This is a genomic window from Pedobacter nutrimenti (genome assembly GCF_032678445.1).
In the GTDB taxonomy this organism is placed as follows: Bacteria; Bacteroidota; Bacteroidia; order Sphingobacteriales; family Sphingobacteriaceae; genus Pedobacter; species Pedobacter nutrimenti_A.
On record NZ_JAVTSQ010000022.1, the window covers coordinates 1 to 12,293 of the forward strand.

Here is a 12,293-nt window from a genome sequence, read left to right on the forward strand (position 1 = left end):
AAGGAAACAATTTCAACCAGCGATGGGCTGACCAGAGAGGTTAATTATAAGTATCCACATGAAATGGCCAGTTTGGGACGTGATCCGAATGGAATCTATCAGGGCATGATTACCAGAAATATAATTAGTCCTGTAGTTGAACAAACGATCGTGAAAAATGGCAAAATAAGTTTAGAACGCAGAAATTTCATTCAACCATTTTCGAATATCTATGTACCCGGAAGTGTAGATGTACTCAATACAGTATCAAATACCGATGAAACACGTATTCGCTACGAAGCTTATGACAACAAAGGAAATCCTTTGAGCCTTGCACAAGAAAAAGGTGCTAAAATTAATTATATATGGAGCTATAATGGTCAATACCCAATAGCGGAAATAAAAAATGCAGATTATAGTTCCGTGGTTTCTGCACTAGGTGGCGGGGCAGCCATTACTGCATTCAGTATTAAACCTAGTCCTACAACTGCAGAGATTAATAGTTTTCTTGCTAATCTTCGTAGTTCCCTTCCAGATGCGCAGATCTCGACTTTTGTTTATGATCCGTTAGTAGGGTTAGTAAGTCAGACCGATGCCAAGGGCCAGACCACTTATTACGAATACGATGAATTCCAGCGGCTGAAGAACGTGAAGGATCAGAATGGAAACATCATCAAGAACAACATCTATCACTATAAACTCTAACCAGCGCTCCATATGAAAACAAAATCAAACATGGCAAAGCGGATCAAATATTCCTTTGTAGCCCTGGCCTCGCTTTTTCTGGCCTCGAATACTCAAGCCCAAGTGCAGGACAACATTGTAAATGTTTATAACAACGAAACAGAAATCACGGGGAAAGCAAGCGTCACGTTACAACCTGGTTTTTATATTCCATCCGGTAAAAACGTAAGAATTTACATCACCGGGATCAGTTTTAAGAACTGTGCGACATTTGCCGGTGTACCCAGCGCAAACCAGAATTACATCAGTACCCGGGTTTTTAAAGTTCCCAATGTAGCTGACGCAAATTTAGATGCCCAGCGCAATATTTGTGATGTAAATCAAAGCATCCAGTATTTTGACGGACTTGGACGTCCGCTTCAAACGGTGACTACTCAAGGCAGTCCGAGCTTTAAGGATGTTGTGCAGCCTATGGCTTACGATGCTTTTGGCAGGGAAGCGACTAAATACCTTCCTTATAGTACCAGCGGTACCGCCGGAAGCTACAGGTCTGACGCGCTTGCTGGAGCTAGTGGCTATAGCAACAGTGCCCAAAAGACATTTTATGCTCAGACCGGGCAAAACTATGCGACCATCCCAAGCCCCTATAGTCAAACCCTCTTTGAAGCCAGTCCTTTAAACCGGGTGCTGGAGCAAGGTGCCCCAGGAGACATCTGGCAGCCTGCTGCCAGCCGGACCAACTTAGCCGGCAGGACTGTGGTGATGGGCTATGGTACCAATGCTGCAGAAGTGAAACTGTGGACGGTGACTGCAAACGGAGCCACATCAGGCACCTATGCGGCCGGGAAGTTATACAAAACGACGACAAAGGATGAGAACTGGGTGGAGGGCAATCTTAAAGGCGGTACCACTGATGAATACAAAGATTTTGAAGACCATGTGGTGCTCAAACGGATTTGGGAAACCGATACCAAATCCCTGTCGACCTATTATGTGTATGATGACCTGGGTAACCTTCGTTATGTACTGCCTCCGGCCGTCAACGAGAATGGTCAAAGCCCGATCAGTAGTTTTACAGAGAGTGATGCTGTATTTAAGAGCTTTATCTACGGGTATCGTTATGACGGTAGAAAGCGGCTTAGTGAGAAAAAGATCCCGGGCAAAGAGTGGGAGCGGATGGTCTACAACAAACTCGATCAGGTGGTGCTTACTCAGGATAGTCTGCTGAGCAAGAACAAACAATGGGTATACAGTAAATATGATGCTTTTGGTCGGGTCGTAAGTTCAGGAATCTATACCAATACCACCACACTTTCCCGGGCTGCATTACAAGGCCTGGTGGACGGGCAAACTATACTCTGGGAAAGCAGGTCAGCAGCGGATTATACGAATGTGGCTTTTCCACAAAATGGAACAGACCCCCAGCTGATCAATTACTATGACGACTACAGTATTCCGGGAATTCCAAATAACCAAAGTGACAGTTACAGTAAGAAACTCAAAACCCTGCTCACGGCCAGTAAAGTAAAAGTACTGAACACCACAAACGATTTCCTGTGGACGGTGAACTATTACGATGAAGAAGCCAGAGTGGTGAAGATATATAAACAGCATTACCTTGGCGGAGCCGTTAATGCGAACAATTACGATGAAATAGAAAATACCTACAATTTTGCAGGAGAACTCACAGCCAGCAACCGTGTTCATCATGCGGGTACGGCAGTAACCACCATTGCCAACCGCTATGAATACGACCATATGGGTAGGAAACTGGCTTCCTTTGAAGCCATCAATGGAGCAGCGGAGGTCGTATTGAATAAATTGGACTACAATGAAGTTGGGCAGTTGCTGAAGAAATCTGTACACAGCACAGATGGCAGCAATTTTACCCAAAGCAATACCTATGCTTATAATCCAAGAGGCTGGATGACCAAGGTCAATGATCCCAACACCGTGGATGCCAAAACCATATTTGGAATGGAGCTGACCTATGCGGACCGGACCAATGCCTTTAATGGAAACATCAGCGGAATGAATTGGAAAACCAAAGTTCCTGCCGGTCTTGGACTGACTGAAAACACACAAAATTATTTCTATGATTATGATAATCTAAACAGGTTAACCAAAGCGGGTTACGCGACATCAGGTGCAGTAGATAAGTTCAATGAAGAACTGAGTTATGATGTGATGGGTAACATCAATACCTTAAAAAGAACCAATGGCTCTACGGCATATTTCAATAATTTTGCCTATAATTATACCAACGGAACTGTAAAAGGGAACCAGTTGATGGGAATAACAGATGCGGGTACCGCTGTCCAAAGCAGCAACTACCAGTATGATGAGAATGGGAACCAGAAATCAGACAGCCGTAAAGGAATTACAATAGCATACAATATGTTGAACCTGCCTAAAACCATCACTAAGACCAGTACAGGAGAAACCCTGAACTACACTTATGATGCCACAGGCCAGAAGCTGAGAAAGGTTTATGGAAGCAGTATCCGGGATTACATAGGTGGTATAGAATATAGCAATAATACTATAGAATTCATTCAGACCGAAGAAGGCAGGGCAATCCCAGGTTCCAGCTATACCTATGAATACATGATAAAAGATCATTTGGGTAATACCAGGGCAATGGTGAAACAGAATGGTGAGATTTCACAGGTACAGGACTACTACGCCTTTGGATTAGAGATGAACCCAGGCAATGCAAAAACGCCGAGTCCGAATAACTTGTACAGATATAATGATAAAGAAAAGCAGACGGAATTGAGTTTAGATCAATTAGATTATGGAGCAAGGTTCTATGATCCGATGATAGGAAGATGGAATGTGGTGGATCCGCTGGCGGAGCAGATGAGGAGGCATAGTCCTTATAATTATTCTTTTAATAATCCGATTAGGTTTATCGATCCTGATGGAATGGGCCCCGAATCGGTGCATCTTGATGAGTTTGGAAAAGTACTTGGAAATTATAACGATGGTGACAACGGAGTTTATGTTCATCAAGGAGCTAATTCATCTAAAGACTATAAGAAGGATTATGATTCTAAAACTAATACTGCTGCTGGTGGTAAAAAAATCGGTGAGCTTGGTGGCACAATTGATGTTAGTGAAATTGCAAGTAATATTATGGAAAGAGATGCCGAAGTCGCCTCTAATTTAACCCAGGATGAATGGATTGCCAAGGTCCTGCCAGGGCAGGAATGGGATCTAAAAGCTAATAAAAACACAATATTTGGAGTAGCGTGGGAATTTGATCAAAATAAAATTATGACGAATAAAGTTGAATCTCATACATTGTTCGGCTATGGAGAAAATGGTAAATTAAACGCTGCAGATTTTGGAAATTACCATGCTGGCTATACAGGTGTGTTTGCTGGTGTATCCCAACGAGAGCAATGGACTTGGGCCGGTTTAGGTGAAATAGCTAAAGATGTTGGTGGACTTCGAATAGGTAGTGCTTTTAATCGCCTAAACCAAATGATATGGAATGTGTCGCCTAATGGAGATAGAGTGATCGACTTTAGATGGAATACGAAAGGTATGGTAGATGCGAGTAAAACTCTTCGACGTTAATAATTAAGGAAATTATGAAAGTCATTTATTATTGTATATTAATTTTTATACTATCTGGCTGTCGGAACAGTCAGAAGAAACATTTAAGAACGATCGATATTTGCAGAAATGAGAGTAAATTACCATGTAGTAAACTCTATGTGGAGGTCTTTAGTGATTTAGGAGTAGGGTTGCCTGGAAGTGATCTGACCTATGATTATCTAACCGATTCATCTAGTTTTAGGTTATTTATGGGCAAATATGACGATACCTCTGAAATTCTTACTGCAGATATCAAAGGTGATAGCATTATCATTACTAAAAGCACAAATGAAGGTCAAAGTCCAGAGTGGCAAAGTCCTAAAATTATAGAAAAGAAGGTATATAGCTTAAAGGTTCTACAAGAGAAGGGAAAGTTTGAATAGAGCATTCTATAATTAATTTTATTATTGAATATTTAATACAGGCTGCATAGCAAAATATGCAGCCTATTGCTTTGGTACAAAAACCTAGTAGATAATTATTCTTTTATTAGTGCCATTGATGTACCGTTAATCAAAAATGATGTTATACTATTAACAGTTGCAAATGGCAAAGAAGAATTTGAACCCGATTTACTATACCGTATAGTTAAAAAGTAATTTGGTTTACTGTAACGACTATTCATTGTTATTGCGGTAGCTGGTCGTGAATAACTGACTGTTTGTCGATGGTTACACTGCTGTTGGTCTAATAGGGCTAAAACCGCTGCAACGTTTTGATATTGAGCGTGTCTTATGTACAAAGAGAATTAAAAAACTTAAAACATAAAGATATGAAAACCGCTATCAAAACCTTATTCGCAACAGCATTCACCGCTATCGTTTTAACCTCATCTGCTTTTACCACCTTCGCAAAAGAAGGTGATAAAAACCCATCATCATCCGTTGTAGCCTCAGGTTATAACATGATCAAAGTAAAAGGTAATGTACTGGTTTACCTGTGCCAGGGAACCAAGGAAAACGTTCGTGTAGAAACTGAGCAGTCGGAGACTAAAGTATCTTTTAAAAGAGAGGGCAATAAACTGCTGATCAATGCCACAGGTAATGAAAGAGCCACTGTATTTTTAACAGTAAAAGATCTGAAAAGAATTGAAGCTTCTGAAAACGCTGTGGTAAAATCAACAGGTCGTTTCAACTTGTCTTTACTTCAGGTTTTTGTACAGGACAAAGCAAAGGTAGATGTGAATGTTGTTGCACAGGATGTATATACTGTAGTTAAAGATGCTTCTACCTTGAAACTAAGTGGATCCACCGACCACCATTTATCAGAAAAGGATAACGATTCGAATCTGAATGTAGCCCATTTTGCAGCATTAAAAACAGATTCTTCCAGTCCGGTTTTTGCCATCAAAATAGCAGGTGTTTCGAACAGCACTTCCAAATAATCAACGGCTTAAAATATTTGTCAAAATCTGAGCCCGGCGTCTGTAAAGATGGCCGGGCTCAGTGTTTTATGCCCCGAGACCTGTGCATGAAAATGAAATGCAGCGCTGAAACGGGAACATCAAACTAATTTCTCCATCTCCGAATCATCAGTGATCAGGTGTTTGTATTTGTTGTACAAAAAGGAAATGATCAATAGCAAGCCTCCTAAGGACACAAAAACAACCGTTTTTGCAATGGTACCCAGGTCTCCCAGGTCATATAAAAACAGTTTAGCCAAGGTAACAGCAAACAAAGCAATGGCGCCAATCCTCAGGTGCTTTTTCTTTTTCGCAAAGCCCAGGATGATTAAAAATAACGAATATACACCCCAAAGAATGCTGAGCCCAAGCTTATCACTATTCTCTAATCCTATCAGAGAAATGATATTAATGAGTTCGCTACTCAGGATCCATAATAGAGAAATGTGCAATACATAATCGAATCCGTTTTTGATGTTCTTCTTTAAGAGACCCGACCGGTCCAAATAGTAACACTGAAACAGGAGCAAGGCAAAGAACGCAAGAGAAATATAGCGGATGCCGATATTCATAGGCCCGCTGGGGAAGTATTGATCAAGCTGCGACTGATAGCTGTTACGCAGTTCGGTTAAATTATAAAGTCCTGCGGTCAGGAAAGCCAGGATGGTAACCAGACTAATCATCATGCAAACTGTAGCCAGTTTCTCCATCCTGATCTTTTTAAGATTAACCATAATGAGTATTGCGGCAAAGAATAAGGTATATATATAGATCCATGCGGTTTTCAATAATGTATAGTCATGGTTAACCGCATAACCAGGGTGGTCTGTAGCTACTGTCGGCTTAATGGTGACCATCGTTTTTGCTAGCATTCCATCGAAATATTTACTGATCTCCATTCTAAAAGTCATATAGCAAACTGCTAATAAGACAGTAGGAATGAGGTAAGCCAGGGTGTTTTCAACCCAAACGGATTTATCCGGGTTGTCATTTGTCTTTCTGCTCACGCGGTACATCCATGCAAATGCGGCAATGGAAATACAGGCCGTCAGGAAGTCTACGTTGAGTATGGGCTTGATTATTTCTTCGGTCGGAGAATTGGCCCCGTGATAGCAGATCCAATCTTCCAGGATACTCAAAGCGGACAGGATGACCAATGGCAGAGCGAGTTTTTCATAGATCGCAATGTTTTTTACCAGGCCCAGATATAACAGCAGAGCGGCTTCCATCGTCCAGAGAATGGTCACATATCCACCATTCAATTGTACCGGTATCGCAACAGTGATAAAGGTGATGACCATAGCCAAAATGAGGTAGAACAATTTCTTATCGGCGAGGTTTTTTTTTATAAAGAATCAGGCTTACCACCAAATGAATAACTGCATTGCAGAGGGTAAACAGACCAAGTAATTTTGCACCTGTAATATCAATGTTGAGGATAAAATAACCGATGCCATAGTAAACAAAAGAATTGAGCAGAATGATGAGCACATCTGATAGGCCAAAAGACTCCTCTTTTTTGACTTTATAGGCCAGGCTGCTGAGGTAGAAAGTGAAAGAGAAGATGGTAGAGAAGATCAGCCCCAGGCTTAAATAGTTTGCTGCATCGGTTTTAAAAATGGCCCAACCCAGAAAGATCAACCAGGTAAGTCCAAAGGAAACATACAGCATGGGTTTCCAGTACCGTTTGAAACTTATGATCAGGATACCAATATTGATGATAGCCATATAGCTGAACAGCACGACGACCTTCCCGGAACCATCACTGAGTAAAAAGGGAACACCATAGGCACCCACTAAACCTATATGTGCAATCACTTGTTTGTTGTATTTTGTAGCCGTAATGACCGCAAAAACGGTAAATATCACCATGAGTATAAACGTCAGGGCCTGAGGAATCAGCGCATAAGAATCGTAGGCGGCAAAGGTGATGAAATACAATATGGCAATAGCACCACTAATGAGCACTGCAGAAAAATTCTCGTATTTGGCTTTAAGTTTAACCGCAAAACCAAACAGACAGCCACCAACCAGGTAGCCCAGAATGATACGGGTTAAAGGACTGATCATATCATGGTCAATGGCATATTTTGCTCCGATACCCACTCCGATAATCAGGATTAGAATACCGATTTTACTGATCAGATTTTCACCAACAAACTTCTCCAGGTCAGATTTATCCATTGCTTTCCGGCTAAACTGGTTTGGAAAAGAAGGGGGCACCGGCCTTTTTGCTGGCGTAAATACTGGTGGCTTTTGTGGTCGCGGTTGAGGAATACTTGGAGCGGCCAGAGGTGCATCAGGTTCTGTTGATGGGAATTGAATTGACCTGATCTCTGATTGTAGCGCTTTGATCTCAGCGTCGAAGTCTGCTTGTCTTACCTGTAGATTTTCCAGTTTCAGTAAAAGCAGATCTAATTTTTCGGAATTATTCATCCTATTTTCTTTTTTTGAGCATTATGGTCTTAAATATATAAATATATTGGTGAAATGTGCAGGACTGATGGTGCTTGATTTACAGTAGTCTATATATATTGGGCTCATTTATCAGAGAACTTTTTATAACTTGGATTTGTTAAATAAATGCTAAAAATACGTTCAAGATGGCAATACCTAGATTAAATTCGACCTTAAGAGTAAGTATAAGAATCCTTTGGATTTTTGCTTTAGTTCCATTCTTTCTTGGCTGTCAGTCCAAAACTGATCTGTTGTCTTTAAAATTTGATCAGGATGTATCAAAACTGTTTAAAGGGGATAAACAATTGAAATCCGGTAGGGATATTTTTTTTGGTCTAAGGGGATATATCGACGATGAGCCGAATAATTACTCTATTGATGGGATAAAGATCAGTTCCTATACTTATCCAAATTCTGAAGCCCACAATAAATTGCTGATTTATATTAACGGCGAAGCTAGTTATCTGGGTTTTAAATATAGCTCTGTGAACCAGGATGAAAGCAGGGAAATTATAAATGACCTTAAAGCAAAATATCCAAAATTTCAAAAAGTCGCAGCAAGAGGAGATGGGGAATCGTTCCTCTGGGATGTACCTGCTCTCCAGGCGTGGATTATTTTTTATCAGCGGAACCAGATTGCAAACGACGGTAAGAAATTCTTTGAGTCTAATTTCATCGTTGTTAAAAAGGGAACACGTATAGCCAATAGCGATGATCCTAATGGAATGAATATTTACGATTATTATTCCAATACTATGGATCCAGAATTGCTTAAATAATTAAAAACAAATGAATTATAACGCGGGTTTTGGCTTAAAAAACTTAGTTCGTGAATACAGAAAGAAACTTTTAAATGATGCCTTGTTTGGAGTTATCTAACTGATGTCCGCTATTCCTGTTTTAGTGATTACATCAATTCGGTAGGTGACTTGCCCTATAATGTAGGTTTGAATATCGTATTTTGCGGTTATGTGCAGAAAATTGGATTGTTTGGCGCGCGTTCTTCCAAGAATTGGAAGAACTAGGGGGAGGGGTACTAAAGAGCTTCGATTTCCTGAACTGAGAGCTCAGTATATTCTATGATTTTGGAAAGAGGCTCACCATTCATTTTCATTTTAAGACCCATTTCTAAGGCCTTTTTGTGCTCTCCTTTGATTTCACCTCTGATGTATAAGATGTCCTTTTCTTCTACAAATATTTTTCCTGTTAGTGCCATATTTTTGATTGATGTTTTTTCTAAATTACGCAATTGCATCAAAACGCGCAATTGTTTTAAATATCTTCCTTGTTCTAATTCTCCAATGCCTTTGTTTTCTATTTCGTGAACGATCTGTTGTAAGATCATTTCTGTATCCTTAATCTGGAGATCACCGAGGATAGCCAGCATCTTTTGTTCTATTTTATCTGAGTTTAGAAATACCTGGTAATCGATCTCCGAAAATGTAAGCAGGTTATACCAGAAATGGAGGTATTTGTTCCTGATCCGCATGGGCATATTAGGTTTTCCTGCACCAATGTAAATGACAAACTGGGTCACTGGCAGTCCATATTTTCTTTGCAGCATGATGCTGTATTCTGCCATGCGGAAAGCCATATTTTTCTCGTTGTCGCGCTGGTATTCTTCGTTGATGGTTACCCAGCTGTTGGTCTAATAGGGGCAAAATGGGTGAAACGTTTTTGTTTTAGCGATTTCATCAATTGTGTAGGTGATTGTCCCTATAATGTAGGTTTTAATATTGTATTTTGTGGTTATGCGCAGAAAATTGGAATGTTTGGCGCGCGTTCTTCCAAGAATTGGAAGAACTGGGGGGAGGGTACTAAATAGCTTCGATTTCCTGGATCGAAAGTTTGGTGATTTTGGCTATAAATGATGAAGAACATCCTTCGTTCTTCAATTCCTGCGCAACATCTAAGGCTTTTTTGTGCTCGCCATTAATTTCACCTCTGATGTACAAGATGTCCTTTTCTTCTACAAATATTTTTCCTGTTAGTGCCATATTTTTGATTGATGTTTTTTCTAAATTACGCAATTGCATCAAAACGCGCAATTGTTTTAAATATCTTCCTTGTTCTAATTCTCCAATACCTTTGTTTTCTATTTCGTGAACGATCTGTTGTAAGATCATTTCTGTATCCTCAATCTGGAGATCACCGAGGATAGCCAGCATCTTTTGTTCTATTTTATCTGAGTTTAGAAATACCTGGTAATCGATCTCCGAAAATGTAAGCAGGTTATACCAGAAATGGAGGTATTTGTTCCTGATCCGCATGGGCATATTGGGTTTCCCTGCACCAATGTAAATCACAAACTGTGTCACTGGCAATCCATATTTTCTTTGCAGCATGATGCTGTATTCTGCCATGCGGAAAGCCATATTTTTCTCGTTGTCGCGCTGGTATTCAATGTGAAGTATAAAGACTTTTCCCTGGTCGTCTTCAACTCTTTTTAAAAGATCAGGTTTGCGTTCTTTGGTGTGCTGAACATCATCTGCGATCTCTTCGCTTTTAACGATATGGAGATGGAGCACGTCTTTAATAATGTCTGGTAAGGTGCCTTCCATATTTTCTTTAAAGACTTTGTCATACATGCTGCCCTGTTCGGGTCCATTAAATTTTTCTGTCATATTTTATCTGAATTGCACCAATGTAGAGATGGGAAATTCTAATAAAAAATAACTGTCGATCTTTGCAGAAACTATCTGGTAAGTTAAACAAATGACGGTTTTGTCCTGGTGAAATTGGTTGATTATGAACAATAACAAAATCGGTCCTGTTGGTTTATTTTTATTGTGGGTTGGCATATATAATAGCCTATTTTCTGGTAAGCATATAGAGTCAGATGGTAGAAAACAAGAATTCTGTTTATCAAAGACCTTCTATTAAATTATGAATACTAAAAATATTAGTATAACTTTATGGTCATATGAAATATCAAGCTGTTTACGAAACCGTAACTCCCGAAACCTACATTCATCTTAGAGTGTCAAGTGGATTAAGCTCTAAAACAATGGAAGCTGCAGTGACCGGGTTGAAAAACTCTGTTTGCTGTGTTGTCATAATTGATACCGAAAATAATAACCAGCCTGTAGGGATGGGGAGGATTATTGGTGATGGTGCCTGTCATTGCCAGGTTGTGGATATTTGTGTCCTTCCTGATCATCAGAAAAAGGGACTGGGTAAGCTCATTATGCAAAAACTAAAGGACTTTATTGACGAACATTTACCAGTTTCCTGCTATATAAGTCTAATTGCTGATGGTGAGGCCTTCAAATTGTATGAAATCTATGATTTTAAAGAGGTCTGGCCAAAATCTCGTGGTATGGCTTTCCTGAAAGCGTTTTAAAATTCAAAAATCATTTAAATAATCCAGAATATGACGAATGCTAAGCCTTATTTGCAAAGCATAAATTTCAAACGTGAACTTGTTCCCTCGTTTGATGAATATCCGTTTAATATACCGGCGATCAGTACTTTACTTTCTATGGACTTTCATCCGGATGTTACTTTTATTGTCGGAGAGAACGGAGCAGGTAAATCAACACTGGTTGAAGGAATAGCCCTAAGCCTTGGTTTTGGAATAGAGGGTGGAACGAAAAACGTTAATTTTCAAACCCATGATAACGCATCGCCGTTATCTAAATATTTGGCAACAGTAAGGAGTTTTAAAAAGCCGAATGACTCGTATTTTTTGCGGGCAGAAAGTTTTTATAACGTGGCTACTTATATGGATGAAGTTGATTATACCAAAGGGTATGGTGTCCGTTCTTTGCATGAATGTTCTCATGGAGAGTCTTTTATGGCTACATTAACCAATAAGCTTAGTGGGGGCGGGCTTTATATTTTTGATGAGCCCGAGGCTGCTTTATCACCGAGCAGACAATTGGCGGCTTTAACGGCAATTAATAATCTTGTTCATAGAAACTCTCAGTTTATTATTGCTACGCATTCTCCTATTTTACTGGCGTATCCTAATGCTAAGATTTATCAGCTTGATGATTCGGGTATCAGGAGCGTTAAATATGAGGAAACTGAACATTACATGGTGACGAAGTACTTTTTGAATAACCATAAAGAAATGATGGAAATTCTATTGAATCAATAGCTGGTATTTTATACGTTCTACTGGGGGCGTTCGTGCCTGGCGTATATTTTAGTGGGGTTTTGT

General features: G+C 39.9%; 11 protein-coding genes. 7 read left to right on the forward strand and 4 right to left on the reverse strand.

Features of this window, described 5'->3' with window-relative positions; all coding sequences use genetic code 11:
- The 4 genes from R2S08_RS27510 to R2S08_RS27525 form a co-directional block, all read left to right on the forward strand.
- Positions 1 to 684, forward strand: a 684-nt coding sequence (locus R2S08_RS27510) for an RHS repeat domain-containing protein (RefSeq protein ID WP_316838112.1), incomplete at its 5' end; no start/stop codon positions are given.
- Positions 685 to 696: 12 nt separating this feature from the next.
- Positions 697 to 4,248, forward strand: coding sequence for a DUF6443 domain-containing protein (locus tag R2S08_RS27515; protein WP_316838113.1), 3,552 nt, complete (start codon positions 697 to 699; stop codon positions 4,246 to 4,248).
- A 14-nt stretch (positions 4,249 to 4,262) separates the two neighbouring features.
- Entirely contained in the window at positions 4,263 to 4,652 is a 390-nt protein-coding gene (locus R2S08_RS27520) for a hypothetical protein (protein WP_316838114.1), read from the forward strand.
- 389 nt (positions 4,653 to 5,041) lie between these two features.
- The gene (locus R2S08_RS27525; protein WP_316838115.1) at positions 5,042 to 5,653 is read left to right on the forward strand and encodes a GIN domain-containing protein; all 612 of its coding nucleotides are present in this window, start codon (positions 5,042 to 5,044) and stop codon (positions 5,651 to 5,653) included.
- A 119-nt stretch (positions 5,654 to 5,772) separates the two neighbouring features.
- Here R2S08_RS27525 and R2S08_RS27530 read toward each other — a convergent pair whose 3' ends face one another.
- Positions 5,773 to 6,972 carry a DUF2339 domain-containing protein gene (locus R2S08_RS27530; RefSeq protein WP_316838116.1) on the reverse strand — a complete coding sequence of 400 codons (1,200 nt, stop codon included), beginning with the start codon at positions 6,970 to 6,972 and terminating at the stop codon, positions 5,773 to 5,775.
- Positions 6,973 to 6,997: 25 nt separating this feature from the next.
- Complete coding sequence (locus tag R2S08_RS27535; protein WP_316838117.1) at positions 6,998 to 8,107, reverse strand: DUF2339 domain-containing protein; 1,110 nt, start codon at positions 8,105 to 8,107, stop codon at positions 6,998 to 7,000.
- Positions 8,108 to 8,274: 167 nt separating this feature from the next.
- Between R2S08_RS27535 and R2S08_RS27540 the strand changes: the two genes are divergently transcribed.
- On the forward strand, positions 8,275 to 8,907 hold the full coding sequence (locus R2S08_RS27540; protein ID WP_316838118.1) for a hypothetical protein: 633 nt from the start codon (positions 8,275 to 8,277) through the stop codon (positions 8,905 to 8,907).
- Positions 8,908 to 9,164: 257 nt separating this feature from the next.
- Here R2S08_RS27540 and R2S08_RS27545 read toward each other — a convergent pair whose 3' ends face one another.
- Together R2S08_RS27545 and R2S08_RS27550 are read right to left on the reverse strand one after the other, a co-directional pair.
- On the reverse strand, positions 9,165 to 9,710 hold the full coding sequence (locus tag R2S08_RS27545) for a hypothetical protein (RefSeq protein ID WP_316838119.1): 546 nt from the start codon (positions 9,708 to 9,710) through the stop codon (positions 9,165 to 9,167).
- Positions 9,711 to 9,945: 235 nt separating this feature from the next.
- Entirely contained in the window at positions 9,946 to 10,752 is an 807-nt protein-coding gene (locus R2S08_RS27550; protein WP_316838120.1) for an Rpn family recombination-promoting nuclease/putative transposase, read from the reverse strand.
- Positions 10,753 to 11,051: 299 nt separating this feature from the next.
- Here R2S08_RS27550 and R2S08_RS27555 point away from each other — a divergent pair, with 299 nt between their 5' ends.
- Together R2S08_RS27555 and R2S08_RS27560 are read left to right on the forward strand one after the other, a co-directional pair.
- A complete protein-coding gene (locus tag R2S08_RS27555; RefSeq protein ID WP_316838121.1) occupies positions 11,052 to 11,471 on the forward strand; it encodes a GNAT family N-acetyltransferase in 420 nt (139 codons plus the stop codon).
- A gap of 30 nt (positions 11,472 to 11,501) precedes the next feature.
- Positions 11,502 to 12,230, forward strand: a complete 729-nt coding sequence (locus tag R2S08_RS27560) for an AAA family ATPase (protein ID WP_316838122.1) — start codon at positions 11,502 to 11,504, stop codon at positions 12,228 to 12,230.
- The last annotated feature ends 63 nt before the right edge of the window (positions 12,231 to 12,293 follow it).